Source organism: Domibacillus indicus (genome assembly GCF_000970685.1).
GTDB classification, from domain to species: Bacteria; Bacillota; Bacilli; order Bacillales; family Domibacillaceae; genus Domibacillus; species Domibacillus indicus.
In genome coordinates, this window is sequence record NZ_LAJB01000002.1 from 403,249 (window position 1) to 426,252 (window position 23,004).

At 48.6% G+C, this 23,004-nt stretch carries 23 protein-coding genes; 2 read left to right on the top strand and 21 right to left on the bottom strand.

What is annotated here, in order from left to right:
* Positions 1-150 precede the first annotated feature (150 nt).
* From VP98_RS02360 to VP98_RS02380, 5 genes are all read right to left on the bottom strand, one after another.
* A complete protein-coding gene (locus VP98_RS02360; protein WP_046173685.1) occupies positions 151-1,368 on the bottom strand; it encodes a ribonuclease H-like domain-containing protein in 1,218 nt (405 codons plus the stop codon).
* A gap of 12 nt (positions 1,369-1,380) precedes the next feature.
* Positions 1,381-3,618, bottom strand: a complete 2,238-nt coding sequence (locus tag VP98_RS02365) for a DEAD/DEAH box helicase (protein ID WP_046173686.1) — start codon at positions 3,616-3,618, stop codon at positions 1,381-1,383.
* A gap of 119 nt (positions 3,619-3,737) precedes the next feature.
* Positions 3,738-4,088 carry a DUF1798 family protein gene (locus tag VP98_RS02370; RefSeq protein WP_046173687.1) on the bottom strand — a complete coding sequence of 117 codons (351 nt, stop codon included), beginning with the start codon at positions 4,086-4,088 and terminating at the stop codon, positions 3,738-3,740.
* Positions 4,089-4,103: 15 nt separating this feature from the next.
* Positions 4,104-4,355: a hypothetical protein gene (locus VP98_RS02375; RefSeq protein WP_046173688.1), complete on the bottom strand. Its 252-nt coding sequence runs from the start codon at positions 4,353-4,355 to the stop codon at positions 4,104-4,106.
* A 113-nt stretch (positions 4,356-4,468) separates the two neighbouring features.
* The gene (locus VP98_RS02380) at positions 4,469-4,948 is read right to left on the bottom strand and encodes an STAS domain-containing protein (protein WP_052712103.1); all 480 of its coding nucleotides are present in this window, start codon (positions 4,946-4,948) and stop codon (positions 4,469-4,471) included.
* Positions 4,949-5,123: 175 nt separating this feature from the next.
* Between VP98_RS02380 and recU the strand changes: the two genes are divergently transcribed.
* Entirely contained in the window at positions 5,124-5,729 is a 606-nt protein-coding gene (gene recU, locus VP98_RS02385; RefSeq protein WP_046173689.1) for a Holliday junction resolvase RecU, read from the top strand.
* Positions 5,730-5,754: 25 nt separating this feature from the next.
* Complete coding sequence (locus VP98_RS02390) at positions 5,755-8,529, top strand: transglycosylase domain-containing protein (RefSeq protein WP_046173690.1); 2,775 nt, start codon at positions 5,755-5,757, stop codon at positions 8,527-8,529.
* Between the two features lie 33 nt (positions 8,530-8,562).
* On the opposite strand, the gene VP98_RS18200 is transcribed toward VP98_RS02390, so the two are convergent.
* The 16 genes from VP98_RS18200 to VP98_RS02470 all read right to left on the bottom strand — a co-directional run bounded on the left by VP98_RS18200 (position 8,563) and on the right by VP98_RS02470 (position 22,918).
* Positions 8,563-9,027: a YpoC family protein gene (locus VP98_RS18200; RefSeq protein ID WP_052712104.1), complete on the bottom strand. Its 465-nt coding sequence runs from the start codon at positions 9,025-9,027 to the stop codon at positions 8,563-8,565.
* A complete protein-coding gene (gene nth, locus VP98_RS02400) occupies positions 9,024-9,683 on the bottom strand; it encodes an endonuclease III (protein WP_046173691.1) in 660 nt (219 codons plus the stop codon). Before nth ends, VP98_RS18200 begins: the two co-directional genes overlap by 4 nt.
* Positions 9,684-9,696: 13 nt before the next feature.
* The gene (locus VP98_RS02405) at positions 9,697-10,383 is read right to left on the bottom strand and encodes a DnaD domain-containing protein (RefSeq protein WP_046173692.1); all 687 of its coding nucleotides are present in this window, start codon (positions 10,381-10,383) and stop codon (positions 9,697-9,699) included.
* A gap of 95 nt (positions 10,384-10,478) precedes the next feature.
* Positions 10,479-11,672 carry a pyridoxal phosphate-dependent aminotransferase gene (locus tag VP98_RS02410; protein WP_046173693.1) on the bottom strand — a complete coding sequence of 398 codons (1,194 nt, stop codon included), beginning with the start codon at positions 11,670-11,672 and terminating at the stop codon, positions 10,479-10,481.
* Between the two features lie 19 nt (positions 11,673-11,691).
* A complete protein-coding gene (locus VP98_RS02415; RefSeq protein ID WP_046173694.1) occupies positions 11,692-12,180 on the bottom strand; it encodes a cell wall elongation regulator TseB-like domain-containing protein in 489 nt (162 codons plus the stop codon).
* A gap of 14 nt (positions 12,181-12,194) precedes the next feature.
* On the bottom strand, positions 12,195-12,365 hold the full coding sequence (locus VP98_RS18445) for a YpmA family protein (protein WP_082087797.1): 171 nt from the start codon (positions 12,363-12,365) through the stop codon (positions 12,195-12,197).
* Between the two features lie 50 nt (positions 12,366-12,415).
* Complete coding sequence (gene dinG, locus VP98_RS02420; RefSeq protein WP_052712105.1) at positions 12,416-15,220, bottom strand: ATP-dependent DNA helicase DinG; 2,805 nt, start codon at positions 15,218-15,220, stop codon at positions 12,416-12,418.
* 558 nt (positions 15,221-15,778) lie between these two features.
* The gene (gene panD, locus VP98_RS02430; RefSeq protein WP_046173696.1) at positions 15,779-16,162 is read right to left on the bottom strand and encodes an aspartate 1-decarboxylase; all 384 of its coding nucleotides are present in this window, start codon (positions 16,160-16,162) and stop codon (positions 15,779-15,781) included.
* Positions 16,147-17,019: a pantoate--beta-alanine ligase gene (gene panC, locus VP98_RS02435; RefSeq protein ID WP_046173697.1), complete on the bottom strand. Its 873-nt coding sequence runs from the start codon at positions 17,017-17,019 to the stop codon at positions 16,147-16,149. Before panC ends, panD begins: the two co-directional genes overlap by 16 nt.
* Positions 17,016-17,855 carry a 3-methyl-2-oxobutanoate hydroxymethyltransferase gene (gene panB / locus VP98_RS02440; RefSeq protein ID WP_046173698.1) on the bottom strand — a complete coding sequence of 280 codons (840 nt, stop codon included), beginning with the start codon at positions 17,853-17,855 and terminating at the stop codon, positions 17,016-17,018. Before panB ends, panC begins: the two co-directional genes overlap by 4 nt.
* 238 nt (positions 17,856-18,093) lie before the next feature.
* On the bottom strand, positions 18,094-19,068 hold the full coding sequence (locus tag VP98_RS02445; RefSeq protein ID WP_046173699.1) for a biotin--[acetyl-CoA-carboxylase] ligase: 975 nt from the start codon (positions 19,066-19,068) through the stop codon (positions 18,094-18,096).
* Positions 19,053-20,243 (bottom strand): CCA tRNA nucleotidyltransferase, encoded by a 1,191-nt coding sequence (locus VP98_RS02450; protein ID WP_046173700.1) that lies wholly within the window; start codon positions 20,241-20,243, stop codon positions 19,053-19,055. Before VP98_RS02450 ends, VP98_RS02445 begins: the two co-directional genes overlap by 16 nt.
* Positions 20,236-21,381, bottom strand: coding sequence for an N-acetyl-alpha-D-glucosaminyl L-malate synthase BshA (bshA, locus tag VP98_RS02455; RefSeq protein WP_046173701.1), 1,146 nt, complete (start codon positions 21,379-21,381; stop codon positions 20,236-20,238). Before bshA ends, VP98_RS02450 begins: the two co-directional genes overlap by 8 nt.
* Positions 21,382-21,397: 16 nt before the next feature.
* Positions 21,398-21,775 carry a methylglyoxal synthase gene (mgsA, locus tag VP98_RS02460; RefSeq protein ID WP_046173702.1) on the bottom strand — a complete coding sequence of 126 codons (378 nt, stop codon included), beginning with the start codon at positions 21,773-21,775 and terminating at the stop codon, positions 21,398-21,400.
* 12 nt (positions 21,776-21,787) lie between these two features.
* A complete protein-coding gene (gene dapB, locus VP98_RS02465) occupies positions 21,788-22,585 on the bottom strand; it encodes a 4-hydroxy-tetrahydrodipicolinate reductase (RefSeq protein ID WP_046173703.1) in 798 nt (265 codons plus the stop codon).
* Complete coding sequence (locus VP98_RS02470; RefSeq protein ID WP_046174122.1) at positions 22,586-22,918, bottom strand: nucleotide pyrophosphohydrolase; 333 nt, start codon at positions 22,916-22,918, stop codon at positions 22,586-22,588. It abuts the gene before it with no gap.
* Positions 22,919-23,004: the final 86 nt, after the last annotated feature.

The following is a 23,004-nucleotide window of genomic DNA, read 5'->3' on the forward strand; positions in this document are numbered from 1 at the left end:
CCGTCAAGCCGATAAACACGAAAAATAAAACTAGAATTGCACGATACAACCTGTCATTCACCCCATATTTATAGTTTACCTGTAAAACAACCAATTTCCATTTTACGTTGTTTTCAAAAAAGTTACAACTGAATGACGACTGTTTTCGCGTTATTTTGACAATTTTTTTTGCAATCGCTGCAAACGGTGCTCCAATGCGCTTTTTACGCCTTCATTTTTCAAGTTCTGCTCAAGCGCCCAGCTTGTCTCCTGTAATGATTTAGGGATATCCTTCCACTTGTGTTCATACATTTTTGCCAGCTCAACAGCTGCCTCAACCGCCCGTTTTCCTTCCGCCTGCCGCACACGTTGAAATAAGGCCGCCGCTTCCTCAAAGGACTTCTCCCGCTTATGCTGCATCGCAAGGCGGTAAGCCGCATCTAGCGCGACTTCTGTTTCAGTGCTCCGGGCTGACTGCTCAAACGATTTTTTCGCAGCTGCCCGGTTCCCGGACGCTTCAAACCATTTTCCCACTTCGAGCGCCGTCTGGCTGTCAGCTGGCCCTTTTTGATCAAGCACCAATCGGCTGATATGTGTGTAGAGCGTAATCAGACTTAAAATGTCCCGTTCATTGTGCTTCATAACCTCAAGCACCCCTTCAGGATCTCCCCGCTCGACAAAATCAAAATAAATAATCGGTGCCAGGTGGCCGGGTACATCATTAATCCGTTCAAGCCCGAGATGCTCTTTTTCCACATTCACGAGCTTAACCGATTCCATTGTATGCTTAAAAAGCCGCCGCGATGCATGGTATAAATCAAAATGGCCAAAAGCCGGCAGAGCCGGCACTTTATCGCGAACGAAGGTATGGCGCGACTTTACCTGCGGCCAGTCAAACGACTTCCCATTGTAGGTGACAAGCGTTGTATAGTCGGTTTCCTGCAGAAACTTTGCATAAAGAGCGGCTTCATTGCCCGGTGACGGCAGAAAATACTGCCTGACCGTCACCCTGCTGTTATGAATACGGGCGGTGCCAAGCAGAAAAATTACGCTTCCGCTGCCGCTCAGCCCGGTTGTTTCAATATCAAAAAAGAACAAATCAGACGTCGCAAAGCCTTTTGCGGACAGTGGGTGGTACCCTTCAAACGAGCTCCATTGCCCAATTGTTTTTTGGGCATCCTGAAATGTATAAAGGCCATGTGCCGTCTCAATATCATAATGTGTTTCCCGCGTAATGCAGTACTCGCCGTCAAATTCAAAAAGCTCCGCCCCCGCTGCTTCCCATGCCTCCCAAAACCGGATGGCTTTTGGCGCTTCTATTTTTGGGGCTGGCGGCTCCTCGCGCACAATATGTTTTTTGAGCCGCTGCAGTTTTTTTGCCATGCTCATCTTGGACACTCCTTAACACTGGTCAAGCAGTTCAATGCTTTTTTGCTTTATATTCATGCCGTCAAATCCCATGCCCACGCACGATGGGCAGCCATTCTCGCACGGGCATCTGCGGATCAAATCCTGGGCGGCTTTTTTCACTTCCTCAAACCGCTTGTACACATCCTCGGCAAGGCCGATTCCGCCCGGATAATGATCATACAGAAAAATTGTCGGAATCCCGGTATGGGCAGCTTTAATTTGGGAGGTAACATGAATATCGCTTTTATCGCACATTGTATGGATCGGCACAACGTGATGCAGCACGTTCGCCACACCCATCAAAATGTGCTCAAGCGATTTCTCAGGCTCTTCCCGCTTCCATTCAAGCCACACGGCGCTTGTGTGAATTTCTTCTTCTGGCAGTGTAATCGGCCCCGATCCAATATTTTCAAACGTCGTCATTTTAATTTTTTTGAAAATCGTCGGCAAAATGTTCACCGTCACATCTCCATAATGAACAGCAGACTGCTCCTGCTCTTTGGTACGGTCCACTTCCAGCACTTTCAGCTGCACGGCAAGGTTTGCGTCTGTATAATATTCCACGTCTACCTGCCGAACATAAGCTTTTTTATGTTCCCAGTCGAGCTTTTCCACTTGATACTGAATGCCTTCATGCAGGTAAATCGCTTCATCGTGCAAAAGCGTCATCGCACTGAGCCGGTCCATCTCCCCGATAATTTTTACATTGGCGGTTTCCGACTGGTCAACGATTACAACATTTTCCTGCGCAGCAGACCGGAGGCTGATATTCGAAGCCGGGAACGATTCGTGTGACCAGTGGTATTTGCCGCTATTATAATGAAGAACCCGCTCTTCTCTCAAGTAATCAAGAATATCGGCCACTTCCATCGGGCCGAATGATTCGGTTTCCTGGAATGGAAGCTCATAGGCGGCGCATTTTAAATGATCCACTAAAATAATTAAATTTTCCGGATTGATGCGTGCCGATTCGGGATTCCGTTCAAAAAAGTAATCCGGGTTCTGGACAACATACTGGTCGATCGGCGCGGAGCCCGCGACCATTACGATGACGGATTCACCGTGACGGCGTCCGGCACGGCCTGCCTGCTGCCAGGTGCTGGCAACGCTTCCGGGGTATCCTGTCATCACACATACCTGCAGCTGGCCAATATCGACGCCAAGCTCAAGGGCATTCGTGCTTACCACCCCTAATATATCGCCATCACGCAGGCCTTTTTCAATAGCGCGCCTCTCATTGGGCAGGTAGCCGCCCCGGTAGCCGCGGATTTTCTTCGGCCCGACCTCTTTTTTTACAAGCTCCTGAATATGGCTCAAAATAATTTCAACCCGTACCCGGCTTCTTGCAAAAATAATTGTTTGAATCTGGTTTCGTAAAAACTCCCGCGCCAGCCTGTTCACTTCAGCCGTCGCGCTTTTGCGGATGTTCAGCGGTTCGTTTACAACCGGCGGGTTGTAAAAAACAAAATGCTTCCGCCCTCGCGGGGCACCATTATTGTCAATCAGCCGCATCGGGCTGCCTGTCAGCTGCTCGGCCAGCTCTTTCGGATTGGCAATGGTCGCGGATGTGCAAATAAACTGCGGATGGCTTCCATAAAAAGAACAAATCCGCTTTAAGCGGCGGATGACGTTCGCCACGTGGCTGCCAAACACGCCGCGGTACGTATGCAGCTCATCAATAACGATGTATTTTAAATTCTCAAACAAGCTGACCCATTTTGTATGGTTTGGCAAAATAGCCGAATGAAGCATATCCGGATTTGTGATGACGATATGTCCCGCCTGCCGGACTTTCTGCCGGATTGTCGGCGATGTGTCGCCGTCATAGGTAAAGCTTTTAATATCGATGTCCATCTCGGCAATCAGCTCATTTAATTCGCTTTTCTGGTCCTGCGCCAGTGCTTTTGTCGGAAACAAGTAAAGCGCCCGGCTCGTTTCATCTTCCGCAATTTTCTGCAGCACCGGCAAATTGTAGCAAAGTGTTTTGCCGGATGCCGTCGGAGTAACCGCCGTAATATTTTCGCCTTTTTGCACCGCTTCATAAGCGGAATATTGATGTGTATATAAATCGTGAACACGGCGTGCCTTCAGCGCCTGCCGAAGCCGTCCGTCAATGGTTTCCGGCAGCGGACGCACGTTTGCTTCTGCCGGCTCAAGCTCATGCCAGTGAATCACATTTTCGTCTTTACGCAGCTCAGCAATAAGCTCCGAAAGTGTTTTTTTCCACATGATGATGCACACCTCTTTTGTCCTGGCCTCCGCCCGGGGCGGCCGATTTTGCTTTTGTTTTTATTCTATCGAACAAACGATCTTTTTGAAAGCAAAAAAAAGAACGCAGTTCCGCGCTCTTATTCTTGTATGCAATTATCGAGCGATTCAAGCACGTACAGGGCTGAATCTGCCGATTGAATAAATTTCGCTTTTCCCGTTTCAAAAAAGTGGGCATGAGCGCCAACCCGCCGCGCATTATCCGCCGCCTGCACAATTTGAGCCGCATGCAGGTATTTTTGCGGATGCTCCTGTAAAAATTGAAGGGCTTCCTGCTCCCACACATCCGCCGCAGCATCCATGTTATCCGCAAACGGCTTAACCGTTCCAAAAAAATCCGCTTCTTCTTTTGTTTCACGATATGTTTCATAAATGGCTTTTGCCCGCATAATCAGACCACGGAGCTTTGCCGTATTGTCACGCAGCGACACCTGCTACCCCTCATTTCAGATAGAGCCCGCAGCCGGTTTAAGAGGCGTCAGTGAAGGCGCGTCCTCACATAAAAATCGTGCTCCTTCTTCAACAAGAAGCAGCCGGTTATGAAGGCGCTCAGCATGAATCCGAAAGCCGGCGATTTTGCTGCTCCGCTCATCCGCTACTCTCATTTTAAGCCGCTGTTCAAGCTCCTGTGTTTCTTTTTCCAATTCCATCAGCTGCTTCATCCACTCGTCTTTCGTCATCAACTCTTCTTTCTTCATATTCCTTCACCCCTTTGCCTTGTTGACTAAAAAAATTCGTCAGGCAAAAAAGAATTCCTTCCTCCCTGACAAAACTAGTGCCAGGACGGCAAAGAAAGTGACGGGGCGACAAATTATGCGAAATTTATTCCTTTTTTCTTCATTAAATATTGAAGGGCGCTGCGGAATGTTAAAAATGTATTTAAATCCGGCCGGATCTGCAGCCCGCTTCGCATCAGCTCCTGGGTAAAATCCGGAGTAAATCCGACAAAAAAGGTTTCCGCTCCCAGTAGGTTTAAAGAATTTACCAAATGATCGATAGACTGGCCAAGCACAGAAGTTTCGCCAATTTCTTTTTTTGAAATAGCGGTAAAGTCGATAATGACCGTTTCCGTTTCATTCCCATAGCAGGCATTCATAATGGAAGAAGTAATCATTTCAAACCGTTCCTGTGACAGCTTGCCTGTAATCGGCACTAAAATTGTTTCGGGAATAATCGACGGAATAATCGGCGCTGAAACATCTTTCACCAATTGTTTATATTCCTCAAGCTCTTCTTTTAGCAGCCGATTCTCTTCCTGGAGCGCCGCAATCTGCTCTGTTTCTTTGCTCAAAATGGCTCACCTGCTTCATTTGCATCATTTTACTTATTTCCTTATACTAGCCGATCGGACGCTTTTTTTCAATTGAGAGATGTCAAAAAAGGTCGAAAGGAATGCTCCTTTTCAAACAGGCGTTTTGTTCACTCTTGTGGTATGATATTGATTGGATTCAAGAGGAGGGAAAAAGATGGCGATCCGCTATCCAAATGGAAAACAATATACGCAGCCGTTACAAAAGTCCGAATCGGCACCGCCGAAAAAAGATTCCGTATTTTCAAACCGCGGCATGACGCTCGAAGACGACATCAATGAAACGAACGCGTACTATTTAAGCCGAAATCTGGCAGTAATCCATAAAAAACCCGTACCCGTGCAAATTGTGCGGGTGGACTACCCCGCCCGAAGTGCCGCTGTCATTAAAGAAGCCTATTTTAGACAAGCATCTACAACGGATTACAACGGGGTGTACAAAGGAAAGTATATTGATTTTGAAGCAAAGGAAACTAATAATGCGACATCGTTTCCACTCAAAAACTTTCACGAGCATCAAATTGCGCACATGAAACAAGTTGAGGAGCACGGCGGCATTGCGTTTGTGATTATCCGTTTTTCCAAAACGGACGAGCTGTTTTTTCTGCCGTTTTCTACATTAAACGGCTTCTGGCAACGCATGCAGGACGGCGGCCGTAAATCCATTACCAAAACAGAGCTTGCCGGCTGCAGCAAAGCATTGAAACTGGGCCTCTCCCCGCGCATACCTTTTTTAGATGCAATGGAAGAAATATACTTTTAATTTTGAAAGCGAGGAAAAAAGATATATGGCTGAGGAATACAAATCGAGAACGGAGCGGCGGAGCCAGCAAAAGAAAAAGCCGGTTCGCGCCGCCAAAAAACCAAAAGCGGCGAAAGCACCAAAAGCGCCGAAGAACAAAAAGCGCTCCATTGTAAAACGAATTTTTCTTGGGCTGTTTTTAGCGGCTCTGCTTCTTATTGTCGGCGGTGTCGGCTTATTTGCGTACTATGTAAAGGACACTCCGGAAATTGACGAAGCGCTGCTAAAAGACCCGATTTCGTCAAAAGTCAACTATGATGACGGCACCCTGCTGACGAATATTGGTGCTGAACGCCGTGATTATGTGAATTACGAGGATGTTCCTGTTCTTGTCCGTGACGCGTTTATCGCAACGGAAGACAGCCGCTTTTTTGAGCATAAAGGGATTGACCCGGTGCGTCTTGCCGGTGCGGTTGTGAAAAATGTCACGGACGGTTTTGGCTCACAGGGAGCAAGCACCATTACCCAGCAGGTGGTCAAGCTGTCGTTTTTATCACCGGATAAAACGCTGAAACGGAAAGCCCAGGAAGCGTATCTTGCTTATAAGCTGGAGCAGAAATACTCCAAAGAAGAAATTTTGGAGATGTATGTTAATAAAATTTATATGTCTAATCGAATTAATGGCGTAAAAGCGGCGGCCGATTATTATTTCGGCAAGGAATTGAGCGAGCTGTCTCTTCCGGAAGCGGCTTATCTTGCCGGGATGCCGCAGAGTCCGAATAACTACAACGCGTTTGAGCATCCGGAACGGGCGGAGAAGCGGAAAGATGTGGTTCTCTCCCTTATGAATCAGCACGACAAAATTTCCGCTGCCGAGATGGAGGAAGCACAGGCGCAAAATATTACAGACTTTTTAGTGGACGAGCCTGTCAGTATGACTGGTATTGACCCTGAATATGATGCTTTCGTCGATCTTGTTATTGAAGAAGTAGAAGAAATGGGCTACAACGCCTACACAGACGGGTTAACGATTGAAACAACCATGGATAAAGATGCACAGGAATATATGTATGAACTGCTGAACAGCGACGAATACATCAATTATCCAAGCGAACTGTTCCAGGCCGGTATCGCCCTGACCGATACTGAGACCGGCGCTATCCGTGCGATTGGCGGCGGCCGCAATCAGGAAGTGCAGCGCGGCTTAAACTATGCGACGGATATTAAACGCCAGCCGGGGTCAACGATCAAGCCGATTTTGGATTACGGCCCGGCCGTCGAATATTTGAAATGGTCTACGTATGAGCAGGTGGAAGACAGCCCGCTTCAATACTCGCGCGGCGGTTCAGTCGGAAATGCCGGCGGCTCGTATGCCGGGATGATGTCAATGCGTGATGCTCTTGCCCGCTCGAAAAACACACCGGCCGTCCGGACCTTCCAGGAAGTCGGCTTCGAGGATGCCTATGAGTTTGCCGGCAAGCTTGGCATTAACTTAGAAAATGAGTATGAATCCTATGCCATCGGTGCCATGGACGGCGATGAAGGCATTTCGCCGCTGCAAATGGCCGGTGCCTATGCGGCATTCGGGAATGGCGGTATTTACAATGAACCGCATACTGTCACAAAAATCACCCTGGCAGACGGGACAGTTGTTGAAAATGATGTAACCTCAGAGCCTGCCATGAGTGACTACACAGCTTATATGGTAACCGATATGCTGAAAAGCGTAGTGGATTACGGAACAGGGACAGCGGCTAATATTCCTGACCTTCATATGGCGGGTAAAACGGGGACAACCAACTACACGGATGATGAGCTCGCAAAATACGACTTCCCATCCAGTGCATCACCGGATGCGTGGTTTGTCGGCTATACGACCCAATACACAGCGGCCGTTTGGACAGGCTATGAAAGCCGGACCGAGTACTTATCAAAAGAAAGCCAGCAAATTGCAAAAGAAATCTTTAAACAGCTCATGACAAAAGTGTCAGAGGATGTGGAAACCCCTGATTTTGAAAAGCCAGACAGCGTGATAGAGCTTCCAATTGTGAAAGGCTCGAACCCCGCTATTGTGGCCGGCAGCGGGGCTTCAGGAAGCGATGTAACGTATGAATTGTTTATCCGGGGCGAACAGCCAAAACGTTCTGTTCCAAAGCCTGAGCCTGAGGAAGAGGAAGAAGAACCGGAAGAAGAAGAACAGCCGGAGGAAGAAGTGACAGGCGGCGAGATTACCGGTTTGTCGGCTTCTGCTGACGCAAATGGCAATATGTCTGTTTCGTGGGGCTACAGCGGCGAAGGCAGCCCGTCCTTTAGTGTAACAAACGGCGCGGAAACACAGTCGATTGGCGGCTTCTCAACCGTCTTTGGCGGCGGCCAGCCCGGACAGTCCTATTCTATTACCGTAACGGCTATTGTAGATGGACAAAACGTGGACTCTGCTTCTACGTCCGTGACCATCCCTGGCGGCCAGGCCGAAGAACCGGAGCAGCCTGCTGAACCGGAGCCTGAGCCAGAACCAGAGCAGCCAGAACCAGAACCAGAACCGGAACCGGAGCAGCCGGAACAGCCGGAGCCTCAACCCGAGCAGCCGGAGCAGCCTGATACAGGCACACCTTCGGAAGGCAGCTCTGGCGGAGGAAATACCGGCGGGAACACGGGTGGAAATACCAGCGGCAACTCCGGTGGGAACACCGGCGGGAATACTGACGGAAACACCGGCGGGAATACCAGCGGGAATACGGATGGCAATACCAACGGAAACGGCAATAGCGTAAGCGAGCCTGAGCCTGCTCCTGAAGTAGATGCCGCACCTGCCCAATAAAATACAAATAAAAAAGAACCCCCCGATGATCAATCATCGGGGGTTTCTAATTGCATAAACAGCGGCGGCTTTTTTTAATTCAGTCATCAATTCAATCAGCTGACGGTATGCCATATAAGTGTAAGGGCGGCTGTCAATATAACTGAAGCGCTCCAAAAAATTAATCGGCTTAACGGCGAACTCTGCTTCTTTTTCTTTCCACAGCACCGGAGCGGACGGCTGCCCGTTCACCCAGAACAGAGCCATAAAAAACATCGCAAGCAGCGCATCGACCTCTTCTTTTACCTCTTTGCTGCGGCTGCGCTGCTTTTTATCCAGTGCGTTTTCCATTTCCGCCCACGCGGATTCAAGCAGGGGAAGGCCGCTTTTTTCCCCTTTCCATGGCTTTTCACCGCTTAGTTCATATTTAAAATAAGGATATGTATGAACGGATTCAGGCAGCCGGGCTTCAGCTTCATCTGAAAAGTAACGAAGCTCTCTTGGAATCCTCACTTTCATTTACGGACCCTCCCCAGCTTCATGCGCTTTTTTCCTTCGCGGCATATATCAAGAAGCGGGCATTCCGGGCAATTAGGCGATTGAGCCTTGCAATGGTACCTTCCAAAAAAGATCATGCGGTGATGGGTAACGGACCACTCTTCTTTTGGAATTTTGCGCATCAACGTTTTTTCGACTTCTGTCACATTATCTTTCCAACGACAAAAACCGAGCCGCTTGGAAATTCGTTCGACATGAGTGTCGACTGCAATCGCTGGCACGCCAAAAGCAACAGACGCGACAACATTCGCCGTTTTGCGGCCGACACCCGGCAATTTCTCAAGCTCATCCTGCGTCTCGGGCACTATGCCGCCCAATTCTTCAATAAGCATGCGTGACAGCTTTTGAATGTTTTTCGCTTTATTCCGGTATAAGCCGATTGAGCGAATATCCTGCTCGAGCTCCTCAAGCGGAACAGACAAATAATCTTCAGGCGTTTTGTATTTTTCAAACAGCCCTTTTGTTACTTTATTGACGAGCGCATCCGTGCATTGCGCAGACAGTGCCACCGCAATCACAAGCTCAAATGGATTGCGGTGGTTTAATTCGCAGTGCGCATCCGGAAACATTTCTGCAAATGTATCCAGGCAGCGGCGAATTTGAATTTTGTTCAGCATGCTTCAATTCTCCTTACTGCTCCAGCCAGTTGTAAAATGGCACCGCATAATCGGAGCGCGATACCTGTTCGGTTCCGGCCGGCTTCCGGAACTTTTTCCCCTGTTCCCGAGCCTGCTCTACTGTTTTAATCCCCTGCTTTTTCCATTCAAACAAAATACGGTCAATATAGCGGAAGTTCAGCTTCATGGACAGAACCGCTTCCCGAAGCGCTGCTTTAATGAGCGGCGGCTCATGGCCATCCTGGTCAATCCAGAGAGCGAGAGTTTCGCATTCAATCGAAGAAAGAGGCCGGCCGAATTCCCCTTCAAATAAACTGTACAAATCTTTTTCTTCAATCATTTTCTGCTGGACAGACTGGCCTCTCGCTTCCGACTCAAAAAGAGCAGCAAGCTTGCTCCAAAGCGGCTCAAATGAATAAAATTCATAACCTGTCTGGCTCCCCTGTTCAATCGCGATCACCTGTTTTTGAATGAGCTTTTTTACACATCCTGCACAGTCAGACGCCGACATCGTCATCCGGTTTGAAAGCTCTTCAAAGCTCGGAAAGCTGATTCCTTTTTGGGAATAGGAGTAAATATGCAAAAGCACCATCATTTCCTGCTCATTCAGGGACAGACGCTTATAGTTTTCAAATAGCACATTGGGCACGCTTGTCGCGCCCTTCTCCATCCAGCGAATCATCATTTCTTTTTCTTTCATTTTTCATCCACCTCGAACCTCTGCAATGCTTCATATTATACTAGGACCCGGAAAAAAAGAAAAGCCGCCCGAACGGACTGCTTTTCTAAGTATTGTTACCCTTTTTGGTTTGTTTTTACATAATCCGCAATACGCTCAACGGCTTTTTCAAGCAGTTCAAGTGACGTAGCATAAGATAAACGGATGTTGTCCGGCGTTCCAAAGCCGCTGCCCGGCACAACAGCCACATTTGCTTCCTCAAGAAGGGCTGTAACAAAATCATCCACACTGGCGTGACCTGTTAATTTTGCTGCTTCTGTTACATTCGGGTACAGGTAAAAAGCACCCTGAGGCTTTAAGCAGGCAACTCCCGGAATTTCGTTTAACTTGGCATGAATAATAGTTAAGCGCTCCTCAAACGCTTTTTTCATTTCTTCCACCGGCTCCTGTGTGCCCGTATAAGCAGCGATGGCTCCATATTGAGCAGTAGATGTCGGGTTAGAGGTGGAATGGCTTGCAAGGTCTGTCATCGCTTTAATAATCTGTGCGTTTCCAGCCGCATATCCGATCCGCCAGCCTGTCATAGAATGCGATTTCGATACACCATTAATGATAATCGTTTGTTCTTTCAGCTCTGGAGACAATTGCGCGATCGATACGTGCTTGTTTTCGCCATATACTAATTTTTCATAGATTTCATCTGACACGATCCATATGTTACGGCGCACGGCGATTTCTCCGAGTGCTTTCAGCTCTTCTGCCGAGTAAAGCATGCCGGTCGGGTTAGACGGCGAGTTAATAATGACTGCTTTTGTTTTATCCGTAATCGCCGCCTCAAGCTGCTCCGGTGTAATTTTAAAATCATTTGACTCTTTGCCGTCTACATAAACCGGTACGCCGTCCGCGAGCTTAACTTGTTCAGGATAGCTGACCCAGTAAGGAGTTGGAATAATTACTTCATCGCCTTCATTTAAAATAACCTGGAAAAGGTTATAAAGGGCGTGCTTTGCACCTGTTGTGACAATAATTTCATTCGCTTTATATGTAATGCCCTGATCCTGTTTAAATTTCTCGATAATGGCTTTTTTCAGCTCTGCGAGGCCGCCTGCCGGCGTGTATTTTGTTTGGCCCTCTTTTAATGATTCATAGGCCGCTTCAATGATATGCCCCGGTGTATTAAAGTCCGGCTCTCCGGCACCAAGTCCGATGACGTCAATACCCTGTGCTTTCATCTCTTTTGCTTTTGCTGTAATCGCCAGCGTTGTTGACGGGGTTAGTGCTTTTACGCGTTCTGCTAATTGTACATCCATGCATCCATTCTCCATTCTGTTAAATGTTTTCAACCTTTTTCCACCATGTTCCGTCTGTAAACGATAAATAGTAGTAATTCAGGCTGTCATTTTTCCCTTCAAATGTAAACAGCCAGACAGGCGTTTTGCCTTCCATGCCAAGTGTCAGCGAAAGAATTTCCGCACTGCCCGCTTCTTCTTTGAAAAGGGCACGCGCTTCTTTCTCTGTTGTTCCGTTTTTCAGCGGGCGGATAACCGGCTCTGACTTTCCGTCTTCAGCCAGCCAGACCGCAACATTTTGGCCGTTTTGATCCTGTCCGGTTCCCGTATAATACGTTTTCGTACTGTGATAAACATACACATCGTCCACGCGGGCAAGAGACGCTTTATCCTCCAATTGCCGGACAGCTTCCTCCTGTGCTTTTTCATACGGTTTTTGAGCATTATTATACAGGATCGCTATCGCTCCTGCAATGAGAATCAGCGGAATCCCGATTATTAATAGCCATTTTTTATTATTTGTTCGCATATTCACCACGTTCTTTATGTTCGGTAAATTGTAAAAACTGCTTTCGTCTGGTCATCTGCATCAAGCGAAAGGCCAAACATTAAGTTCTCCCGCTTGAGCGTCCGGTTCAGCGTATCCACAAGCTTATACAAGTCACCGTTATTTTCAACCTTCACGGTTGAGAGCACTTCGATTTTCGACTCCATAAACATCCCTCCTGGCTCAAATTATAGCAGGAATAGCCTGGGTTCTGGAACTATTTTTCGCCAGGGAGCCATTTTTCAATGAGCTCCATTGTACCACTGATATCCAGCTCTTCCGCCGGCACCTCGGGTATGGAGGCAAGAAAGGCTTTTCCATACCGGCTTGTCAGGACGCGGCGGTCAAAAAGAATCGCGATTCCCCGGTCTGACTCCGTCCGAATTAAGCGGCCAAAGCCCTGTCGGAAGCGAATAACGGCCTGCGGCAGTGAATAAGCGGAAAAAGGATTCTCTCCGCCTTTTTTCAGCTGCCGGCTCCTGGCTGCAACAAATGGATCATCTGGCGGTGCAAATGGCAGGCGCACAATAAATAGAACAGACAGATCTTCGCCCGGTATATCAATTCCTTCCCAGAGTGCACCTGTGCCGAGAAGAATCGCTTTGTCATATTGCCGGAAACTTTTTGCAAGCCGGGCAGCGCTGCCGCCTGTAATGCCCTGCGCAATAACTGCGTACTCGGCCAGCAGCTCGGTTTCCCGGATAAAATCATGGGTTTTCTTCAAAATATCAAACGATGTAAAAAGGACCAGCATACGTCCGCCGGCGGCTTCGGCTGCTGCAATAATATAATCCGCCACAATTTGGGCATATGCTTCACTATCGGTTTCTTTCACTTCCGGCACATCGTTCGGAATTACAATCCGGCAGTTGTTTGCATAATCAAATGGAGAGGGAATTGCATATTCGCTGTACGAAAAAGCCGTCAGGCCCATTTCCCCTGCAAAAAAGCGGAAAGACTGTTCCACTGTCAGCGTCGCCGAGGTAAAAAGCACACAGTGCCGCTCCAGCAGATAATTTTGAATGAGGACACCCGGCTCCACCGGCTGCGTGCGCATCGTCAGCGTGCCTGACAGCGAGCGGACATCGCCTTCCAGCCAGATAACTTCTTCAGCATCCGGCCGGAAAACAAGCTCAAACAGCTGTTCATTCCATACCCGGCACCGCTCTAACAAGAGCAGGGCATCGTCTACGTATAATTCATCCCGGGCTGACAGCTGCTTACGGATTTCCTCAATCGGGGTTATTTTCTCCGAAAAAGCTTCCATAAAGCGCGACAGCAAATTATACAGCCGTTCGGCTCCGTACTCGATTTGCTGCCAGCCGGCAGTGCTGCGGCCCTCCTCGGTAATGGCCTGCTGGCGCTTGGAATGGGCCATGCGGGACGTCTGCCGTTCAAAAAACGCAGCCAAGACCCCAAGCCACTCTTCTGCTTCTGCTAAAACAGCCGCCACAGCCGCGGTCACTTTTTCAGGCGGCCGGCCAGGCAGGCGCTTGGCTTCAATCCGGTTTAAATGATACAAAAGGCGCCGGTCCTCGGCCGAGCCTATCTTTCCAAGCAAAAATTTTAAACGGGCCAGCGATAGCTCCTGGCCGAGACGCTCTCTTGCCGCTTTTTCAAACCGGTGCGCTTCATCGATAATCACATAGCTTTCCGGCAAAAGCAGTGGTTTTTCCGCTTTCATATCGGCAATTAAAAACGAATGATTCGTAATAATAATATCGGCGCCTGCTGCCACCTCTTTTGCATAACGGGCAAAATCATGCTTGCGCCATGCCTGCTTTGCTTTGTTCATATAGTCGTCCGCCTGGCATACTTCCTGCCAGAACAGAGCGCCGCCTGAAGACAGATTCAGTTCATCCCCATCACCAGTTTCTGTCTCAAGAAGCCAGACAAGCATCTGCATTTTGGTGACGGTCCGGTCATAGTTTCGCTCTTTTTCCCGAAGCGACCGGACAAAGCGCGATAAATCCAAATAATGGCGCTTGCCTTTTAGCACAGCTGCTTTCACATCGAACGGCAGCATCATTTGCAGCTTCGCCAGCTCCCGCTCAAGCAGCTGGTGCTGCAGAAGAACGGTATAGGTCGAAACCACAACCGGCCGGCCGCTCCGCCGGCTTTCAAACACGGCTGGCAGCAAATAGGCGAGTGACTTTCCCGTTCCGGTCCCTGCTTCAATAACCGCATGCTCTTTTTGTTCGAAAAAACGCTGGACCGCATCTATCATCTGCATCTGGCCAGGCCGCTTTTTCATACCCGGCACGCCGGAAAGCAGCTCCCATTTTTCTTTTTCTTTTTCCGGGAATGAAATCGATTTATCCGCCTTACGTTTCTCCGGTGGTTTTTTCGTTCGCAGGGCCAGGCCCCGGTACACCGTCCAGTTTTCAGGCAGCATTTCTACCCGCTGCTTTTTCTGTGCAGCAATTCGGGACAGAAGCATATGAATATCGCTTTTTAAGCCAGAGGACAGCTTTAACAACTGTTCAATCGTCACAAGGGGAATGGACTCTAACCGTTCCACCAGCTGAATAAACAGCTCTGCTGTCGCATGAGCGTCACTGTCTGCCCGGTGCTTCTGCGTATGGCTCAGCCCAAATTGATCGGATAAATCGCCGAGCTTATAGCTGTCTGACGCTGGCAGCACTATTTTCGCCAGTTCAACCGTATCAATAAAAAAACCGGTAAACGGCGCACAGCCAGCGGCTTCTAATTCACTATTTAAAAAGGTTAAGTCAAAAGATACATTATGCGCAACAAATACCGAATCAGCCAGCCATTCCTGCACGCGCCCCGCTTCCTCTTTAAAAAACGGCGCCTCCTGGACCGTTTCTTCATCGATCCCCGTCAATTCCTGGATAAAGGGAGGAATCGGCCGGTCCGGGTTCACATACGTATTGTACTGCCCTTCAATGCGCCCTTCTTCAATGGCGACAAACGCCGCCTGCATAATTCGGCCGCCGCTTGCATAAGAGTGGCCGGTCGTTTCAAAATCCGCCACTATAAATCGTACATCGTTGATCACGGCAAACACACCTTTAAATAAATTCTTTAACAGTTTACCACAAGAAGAGGAAAAGGTGCCTGTTTATCGCAGGCACCTTCGCAAAAAGAACGGCTCGGACAGCTTCCACCCCGAAAAAAAGGCTATTTCTGCTTTTAAACCTGCTGCTGTGGCGCCATTTATAAAAAAGCAGATTTGCTTTTTCATCGCATTCTCTTTTATTTTTTCGATTTATGTTTTACAAAAACAAAATCGGGAATGGGTGCAATAACGAAGATAAAACAAAATAGAAAGGAGGGGAACCATGACTCTTCTGTACAGCAAGGCAATGGAAGCATTTAAGAAAGATGCCGAGCGCCAGAGAACCTCTAAACAACAAGAAGCAAACCTAAATCGTCGAAAATCCAAATAAATAAGTGAATTTGATTTTTCCCAATCGCCGGTTTCTTATCCTTTGGAAGCGTTTCATATTCTTCGAATAAAAAAGACTTCCGGCTTCGCCGGCAGTCTTTTTTACTGTGTTGAAAAATATCTTTTTTTAAAAGAAGAGCCGGGGCTGCGGGCTGGCGGCTTTTTCATTCACATAATCGTCGCAGCCGGCTCCTGATGCAATAGGTCAGCAATGCGGTTTTGTTTGTCCATAATAAGCACCTTTGGCTTATGGTCTTTCACTTTTTCCTCCGCTACCAGAACGTAGGAAATAATAATGACCGTATCACCTGGCTGAACAAGCCGGGCGGCGGCCCCATTCAAGCAGATGACACCGCTGCCGCGTTCACCCGGGATAATGTATGTCTCGAGGCGGGCGCCATTGTTGTTATTGACAATTTGGACTTTTTCATTTGGCAGCATGCCGGCTGCATCAAGCAGATCCTCGTCAATTGTAATGCTGCCAACATAGTTTAAGTTGGCTTCTGTCACCGTGGCCCGGTGAATTTTCCCATTCATCATTGTGCGGAACATGAGGCACTTCCTTTCACCGGCAAAATAATATTGTCAATTAACCGGGCATTTTTATATTTCACTGCTGCCGCGGCAATAATTGTGCCACTGGCTGAATCTGCTGGCTCTAATTCGGGATACGACAAAATTTCCAGATAATCGATTTCCGCCCCGCCCTCTTCTTCAAGCATTCGGCGCGCTTTTTCTTTTAATAAAGCGATATCGGCCTCTCCTGCTTCCACTGACTTTTTGACAAGCTGAAGCGCCCTGTAAATGGCCGGCGCTTTCTCCCGCTCTTCCGGCAGTAAATAAACGTTGCGCGAGCTTTTGGCCAGGCCGTCCGGTTCTCTTACCGTCTCCACGCCGATAATTTCAATCGGCACATTTAACGAATCAACAAGGCCGTGAATCACGGCAAGCTGCTGGGCATCTTTTTTGCCAAAGTACGCCCGGTCCGCTTCTGTTAAATGAAAGAGCTTCATCACAACCGTAGCTACACCGTCAAAATGCCCCTCGCGTGTTAACCCGCATAACGCACTAGTTCGTTTGTGGACAGTGAGCGTGACCGCAGGCTCCTCGGGATACATTTCTTCAACAGAAGGCAGAAACAGAAGGTCTACACCTGCTTCTTCTGCCAGTTTGATATCCCGCTCTTCATCACGCGGGTACCGTTCAAAATCTTCATTCGGCCCAAACTGAAGCGGATTAACGAAAATGGACATAATGACTGTATCATTTTCCGTGCGTGCCTTGCGGGCAAGGGTTAAATGCCCTTCATGCAAAAAGCCCATCGTTGGCACAAAGCCGATTGAATGGTGGTCAAGCTTAAAATGGCGAATGTCTTTTTTTAAGTCAGCAATCGTCCGAACAATATTCATGAATGAACGCCTCCGTACAGCCGGTCCAACTCGTCTTCGTTCATCGTGAACGTGTGGGCTTCTTCTGGAAACGCCCCTGCTTTCACGTCCTTGACATAAGAAGAGACAGCCTGCAAGCCGGCTTGATCAAAATCAGCATAGCTTTTTACAAACTTCGCTGTCCGCTCAACACCGTAGCGCATAATGTCATGATAAACAAGCACCTGTCCGTCTGTCTCGGCACCGGCACCGATGCCGATGACCGGGATGCCCAGCGCCTCCGAAATGGATTTGGCGACCTGGCGCGGCACGCATTCGAGCACGAGCATAAAGGCACCTGCCTGCTCCATTGCCCTGGCATCCGCCAGCAGCTGCTGGGCCGCCTTTGCCGTTTTCCCCTGTACTTTATAGCCTCCAAGCACTCCGACCGATTGCGGCGTAAGCCCAAGATGGGCGCAAACAGGCACGCCGGCCGCTGTTAATTCACGCACCCGCTCTACCACTTCACCTGCCCCTTCGAGCTTTACCGCATCGGCCCCGCCACCCTGAATAAGCGCGCGGGCTGCCCGGAACGTTTCTTCTTTATTGATGTGATAGGTCATAAACGGCAGGTCGGCTACAATGAACGTATTAGGCGCCCCCCGCTTGACTGCTTTCGTATGATGAACCATATCTTCGATTGTCACATAAACGGTTGATTCATAGCCAAGCACAGTCATGCCCAGTGAATCTCCGACTAAAATCACATCGGTCCCGCCTGCTTCTGCCTGCCTGGCCGAGGGATAATCATATGCCGTAATCATAGCGATTTTTTCCTGACTTTCTTTCATCTTGATAAAATCCGCTGTTCGCTTCATAGTGCTTCCTCCTTTGAAATAAGAGGCGACGAAACAACAAAAAAGGTCCCTGTGCCCGAAAAAGAGCAGAAGGACCCCGTTGTAGACGGATGAATGTTTCGACCCTCTGTCCCTGTCCATATGGATCAAGGCAGTATTTGTCTGTTCGTTATGGCACAAAATTATATGGAACACGGTGCAGCTCCAGAATGATACCGCCCTGTTCACGAATTATTATAACAGGCAGCCTTTCATTTGACTACCGGTCAATTTCAATATCAGCTGAATAAATAGAATGAATGACGCCGTCTTCGTCTTCAAGCCGGAGCACACCTTCTTCGGTAATGCCGAGCGCTTTTCCTCTGATCGAGCCGTTGAGCGTCCGCGCCGTAATCTGGCGGCCGATCGAAACGGCAAATGATTCCCATTTTTCTTTAATCGAACTGAATCCGTTGTTTAAATATTCTTTGTAATAGATTTCAATATTTTTCAAAACAGCCTGTACCAGTTTTGCGCGCGGCACATGCTCTCCTTTTTCCAGCGCAAGCGAGGTGGCAATGCCGGAGAGCTCTTCCGGAAAAGACTGCTGGTTTGCATTGATGCCGATTCCGATAATAAGTGAGCGGATACGGTCAGAATCCGCCTGCAGCTCCGTTAAAATGCCGGTTATTTTTTTCTCATTTAACAAAAGGTCATTCGGCCATTTGATTTCTGCCTTCAGTCCGGTTGTGTCACGAATTGCCTCCGTTACCGCCACAGCGGCAATTAACGTAAATTGCGGCGCTCTGTGCGGCGGCAGATCCGGCTTTAATATCAGGCTCATCCAGATCCCCGTATATTTTGGCGAATGAAAGGTCCTGGTCATCCGTCCTCGTCCCGCAGTTTGCTCTTCCGCAATGACCAGCGTGCCTTCAGGCGCTTCTTCCGCTATTTTGTGCGCTTCCTTTTGAGTGGATTCCACACTTTCCTTGAAAACGATATGCTTGCCCAGCCGGTTTGTTTCCAGTCCGAGCAGCAATTCATTTTCACTTACCTTATCAGGCTTCGCCGTAATCCGGTAGCCCTTATTCCGTACAGCTTCTAATTCAAATCCTTCCTGGCGGAGTGATTCAATATGCTTCCAGACCGCTGTGCGGGAACAGCCGATACTGTCTGCAAGCGCCTGGCCGGATACAAAATCGCCCCCGGCTTTTGAGAATACTTCAAGCAGCTTATGTTTTACAGAAGATTGCATGCGCGCAGCCACCTTTCAATTTCCATTCGTTCATTTTGTAATTTGCCGGCAATCACCGCTTTTTCCGTTTGTTCAAGCGCTTCTTTGATCCACACACCGCGCGGCCTGCTAGACCACTGGAGCAGCTCTTTGCCAGTAACCGCAAGATCCTGGCGGCTTTTGATCGGAAGTGCTTTAAACCGGCGGATGATCTCCTGCGGATCTGCTTCTTTACCGGCTAAAACAGCGGCCGCGGCTGAAGCATCCACAGCTGCATCAATTCCCGATTGAAATAAAAGCCAGTCACTGGCACCGTCAGCCTGCAGCTGCTTTAAAGTGCGAATGCTCTGCACGATATGCTTGATTCTTTTTTGCGGCATTCGCCAGCCAGTTAAAAAAGAGGCCGGATCATGGCTGCATAAATAAGCGGCCGCAATCCATACCTGTCCGGCTGACAGCTTCTCAAGCGGCAGCTTTGCAAGGCCTGCCAGCGCTTTTTCCTGTCCGTCAAGCCCAGGAAGAAACCGGTAAAGGCCCGTTTCAATTAACACGGACAGCGCCCGCTTCCTATCGGGTCCTCCAACTAATTTGTCCATCTCATTCAGCTTTCGCTCCACCGCAATATGGCCAAGCAGCGGTGCATGATTTGCCATGGCCAGCTTTGTTTCCGCATCGAGGCTGAAACAAAGCTGGCTTGCAAATCGTGCCGCACGCATCATCCGGAGAGCGTCCTCTGAAAACCGTTCTCCGGCGCTGCCTACGGTTCGGATCAGTCTTTTTTGAATATCCGTTCTTCCATGAAATGGGTCAATCCACTCTCCGGCTTTATTCATCGCCATCGCATTCATCGTAAAATCACGCCGCTTCAAATCTTCATAAAGAGACCGGACAAATTCAACTCGGTCCGGCCGCCTGAAGTCGCTATAACTCGATTCTGTACGAAAGGTTGTCACCTCAAACCCGGTGCCATTCTGCAAAACAAGAACTGTGCCATGGTCAATGCCCACATCAACTGTATGAGAAAACACCTGCTTTACCTCGGATGGGACCGCTGAAGTAGCAATGTCTACATCATGGACAGGGCGGTTTAAAAAAAGATCTCGAACCGCCCCGCCGACAAAGTATGCTTCAAAGCCCGCTTTCTCAAGACGCTCAATTACCGGCAGAGCCTGCTGAAAAAACAGGTCATTACTCATCAAAAGTCTCCTTTAACAGACGATAATAAACACGCTCATACTGGCCGACAATATCGGAAGAATGAAACCGCTCGCGGACCGTTTCGATTGCCCGCTGTTTCATGTATTTATATAATGCTTCATCTGTCAGCAGGCGGATTGCCGCTTCACTGATCGCCGCAATGTCTCCGACCGGACGGACGAATCCGTTTTCCCCGTCTTCAATTACTTCAGGAATGCCTCCTGCATCGGTTCCAATGCAGGGAACTCCGCACGCCATTGCTTCAAGCGCTACAAGGCCAAAACTTTCTTTTTCTGACAGCAGCAGCTTTACATCGCTGATCGCATACAGCTCTTCAAGGTTATCCTGCTTCCCGAGATACAAAATGCAGCCTTCAAGACCGAGCGATTCTGCCAGCCGGCAGACAACCGTCATTTCCGGCCCATCTCCGACAAGAAGCAGCTTGGCAGGCATTTGCTCAATAATACTGGCAAATACTTTCACCACATCCGTGACCCGCTTAACTGCACGGAAGTTGGAAACGTGAATAACCACTTTTTCGTCATCAGCAATTCCGAGCTCCCTTTTTAAGTTGCGGTCTGTTTCAATCGGCTGATAAACCCGCTCATCAATAAAGTTGTACACGGTTTCAATCTGCTTATCCGGCGCAATCATATCGTTTGTCTGCTCAACGAGCGAATGAGACACGGCTGTTACTGCATCTGACTGTTCGATTCCGAATTTGATGGCCGGCGTGAGTGCGGAATCCGACCCGAGCACCGTAATGTCTGTGCCGTGCAGCGTCGTCACGATTTTCACATCAGATTTGGCCATCTGCTTGCCCAAAATCGCGCAGACCGCGTGTGGAATGGCATAGTGGACATGCAAAATATCAAGCTTTTCCCGCTTAATGATATCTGCCATTTTGCTCGCCAGCGCGATATCATACGGCGGATACTGAAAAACCGAATACTGGTTGACCTCTACCTGATGAAAAAAAATATTATGGTAATACATTCGATTTAAACGGAACGGAACCGCCGATGTAATAAAATGGATCGTATGTCCTTTTTCCGCCAGCAGCTTGCCAAGTTCTGTTGCTACTACACCTGATCCGCCGACGGTCGGATAGCAGGTAATGCCAATGTTTAATCCCATCTTTTTCCCCTGCCGATCATTCACTCTGTTCTTCAATAATCCCATCAATTAATACGCGTGCTGTGCCAAGATTTGTGGCAAGCGGCACAGAATAAACATCACAAAGCCGGACAAGTGCCGTTACATCCGGCTCATGCGGCTGTGCGGTAAGCGGGTCGCGGAAGAAAAAAACAAAGTCCATTTCTCCGCGGGCTATCCGCGCACCGATTTCCTGGTCGCCTCCGAGCGGCCCCGACTGAAAACGGTGAACATTCAGCCCTGTTTTCTCCATAACACGCGTCCCAGTTGTTCCGGTCGCAAACAGCGTATGCTGGCTGAAAACATCTTTATGAAGATCTACAAATTCCATCAGCTCTTCTTTTTTCTTATCGTGTGCAATCAGTGCAATATTCATTAAAATCCCCCATTAATCTAAAATGTTTTCAAGCCCGTAAACAAGTGTTCTTGTTTTCATAACTGTCTCCACACACACTTTTACTCCCGACATAAAGGATGCCCGGTTGTATGAATCGTGGCGGATCGTCAGCGTTTCGCCGTCCGCGCCGAAGAGCACCTGCTGGTGGGCAATCAGTCCCGGCAAGCGGACACTGTGAATGTGCATACCGTTCATTTCAGCCCCGCGCGCACCCGGAATCGTTTCTTTTTCGTCTGGATGCCCCTGTTTTTTCGGCTCGCGGATTTCATTGATCATCTGTGCTGTTTTTACGGCCGTCCCGGAAGGAGCGTCCAGCTTTTTATCATGATGAAGCTCAATAATTTCCACATCGCTGAAATATTTGGCGGCCATTTGAGAAAATTTCATCATCAACACGGCCCCGATCGCAAAATTAGGCGCGATAATGCAGCCAAGCTCTTTTGCTTCCGACAGCTCTTTTAGCTCCGCCAGCTGCTCATCTGTAAAGCCCGTTGTCCCGACAACGGGGCGAATGCCATGCTCGAGCGCTGTTTTTGTATGTATATAGCCGAATTCCGGTGTTGTTAAATCAATCAGTACGTCTGCCGGCTGCTCAGAAAAACATTCCTTCACATCGGTATAAATGGGCACCTGCGACCCGGCAAATCCGATATCGGCCAGTGTCTGCCCTCCATGTTTCCGATCAAGAGCCGCCACCAGTTCAAATTCCGGTGTATTCATCACCATTTTAACGGCTTCTACTCCCATGCGGCCGCGCGGGCCCGCAATAATGACACGAATGCTGCTCATTTATTTTTCCTCCTCAATTCTCGTCCAGCGGTCCTTATCTCTCGTCTGGAATTTATTCATAACCCGGTCGTGTGCTGTCTGCAAATCAATATCGAGTGAATTTGCCAGGCAAATGGCCACAAACAGCACATCTCCAAGTTCTTCTTCAATGGTTTTTTCTTCTTCGGATGATTTCTTTGGCTTTTCGCCGTGATAATGATTAATCTCCCTGGCAAGCTCCCCCATTTCTTCTGTGAGGCGCGCCATCATGGCAAGCGGGCTGAAGTAGCCTTCTTTAAACTGGCTGATATAGCCGTCCACTTCTTTTTGCATATCACGCATTGATTTATCCATTTTTTTCACCACTTTCTCTCTTCTATATGTTACATATTATATAGGAACGGCGCAATTTTTTCTTTCTGCCTATTTCAATTTAAAAA

Coding starts and splice junctions, on each gene's coding strand:
- VP98_RS02375 (WP_046173688.1), bottom strand. CDS start 4,355: ATGAAGAAAGAAGAGTTGATGACGAAAGACGAGTGGATGAAGCAGCTG.
- VP98_RS02390 (WP_046173690.1), top strand. CDS start 5,755: ATGGCTGAGGAATACAAATCGAGAACGGAGCGGCGGAGCCAGCAAAAG.
- VP98_RS02415 (WP_046173694.1), bottom strand. CDS start 12,180: ATGCGAACAAATAATAAAAAATGGCTATTAATAATCGGGATTCCGCTG.
- VP98_RS02445 (WP_046173699.1), bottom strand. CDS start 19,068: ATGCAATCTTCTGTAAAACATAAGCTGCTTGAAGTATTCTCAAAAGCC.
- VP98_RS02470 (WP_046174122.1), bottom strand. CDS start 22,918: ATGGATAAATCAATGCGTGATATGCAAAAAGAAGTGGACGGCTATATC.
- VP98_RS02365 (WP_046173686.1), bottom strand. CDS start 3,618: ATGTGGAAAAAAACACTTTCGGAGCTTATTGCTGAGCTGCGTAAAGAC.
- panC (WP_046173697.1), bottom strand. CDS start 17,019: ATGAATATTGTTCGGACGATTGCTGACTTAAAAAAAGACATTCGCCAT.
- panB (WP_046173698.1), bottom strand. CDS start 17,855: ATGAAGCGAACAGCGGATTTTATCAAGATGAAAGAAAGTCAGGAAAAA.
- VP98_RS02410 (WP_046173693.1), bottom strand. CDS start 11,672: ATGGATGTACAATTAGCAGAACGCGTAAAAGCACTAACCCCGTCAACA.
- nth (WP_046173691.1), bottom strand. CDS start 9,683: ATGCTGAACAAAATTCAAATTCGCCGCTGCCTGGATACATTTGCAGAA.
- VP98_RS02360 (WP_046173685.1), bottom strand. CDS start 1,368: ATGAGCATGGCAAAAAAACTGCAGCGGCTCAAAAAACATATTGTGCGC.
- VP98_RS18200 (WP_052712104.1), bottom strand. CDS start 9,027: ATGAAAGTGAGGATTCCAAGAGAGCTTCGTTACTTTTCAGATGAAGCT.
- panD (WP_046173696.1), bottom strand. CDS start 16,162: ATGTTCCGCACAATGATGAATGGGAAAATTCACCGGGCCACGGTGACA.
- recU (WP_046173689.1), top strand. CDS start 5,124: ATGGCGATCCGCTATCCAAATGGAAAACAATATACGCAGCCGTTACAA.
- VP98_RS18445 (WP_082087797.1), bottom strand. CDS start 12,365: ATGGAGTCGAAAATCGAAGTGCTCTCAACCGTGAAGGTTGAAAATAAC.
- bshA (WP_046173701.1), bottom strand. CDS start 21,381: ATGGGATTAAACATTGGCATTACCTGCTATCCGACCGTCGGCGGATCA.
- VP98_RS02450 (WP_046173700.1), bottom strand. CDS start 20,243: ATGAGTAATGACCTGTTTTTTCAGCAGGCTCTGCCGGTAATTGAGCGT.
- dapB (WP_046173703.1), bottom strand. CDS start 22,585: ATGAGCAGCATTCGTGTCATTATTGCGGGCCCGCGCGGCCGCATGGGA.
- mgsA (WP_046173702.1), bottom strand. CDS start 21,775: ATGAATATTGCACTGATTGCACACGATAAGAAAAAAGAAGAGCTGATG.
- VP98_RS02405 (WP_046173692.1), bottom strand. CDS start 10,383: ATGAAAGAAAAAGAAATGATGATTCGCTGGATGGAGAAGGGCGCGACA.